The sequence below is a fragment of the Phenylobacterium sp. genome, from assembly GCF_031181185.1.
GTDB lineage: Bacteria > Pseudomonadota > Alphaproteobacteria > Caulobacterales > Caulobacteraceae > Phenylobacterium.
In genome coordinates, this window is the sequence record NZ_JAPSKZ010000343.1 from 1206 (window position 1) to 1502 (window position 297).

Below are 297 nucleotides of genomic sequence, written 5' to 3' on the forward strand. Positions count from 1 at the left end.
CGTCGGCGCGCAGGGCGGTGTCGGCGAGGACCGTGACCGAGGCCACGCCGTTGTCGACCGGCCGGCCGATGCGGCCGTCGAGGGTGTGGGGATAGCGCCGGCCGTCGTGGTCGAAGCCGCGGACCCAGTCGCCCGAGGTGGCGACGGCGAGATCGAACAGGGCCGCGAGGGTGCGGGGGCCGGGGGCGGCGGGCGCCTGCTGCAGCTCGACCCACCAGGGATGGCCGTCCGGCTTGACGCCGCGGCCGCGCAGCTCGCCGCCGATCTCGACCAGGTGGTGGGTCGCGCCGAGCTCGG

The 297-nt window shown here is 77.4% G+C and carries 1 protein-coding gene; it reads right to left on the reverse strand.

Annotated elements, in window-relative coordinates; all coding sequences use genetic code 11:
* Nucleotides 1–297, reverse strand: a 297-nt coding sequence (locus RIF93_RS20710) for an FAD:protein FMN transferase (protein WP_309093327.1), incomplete at both ends; no start/stop codon positions are given.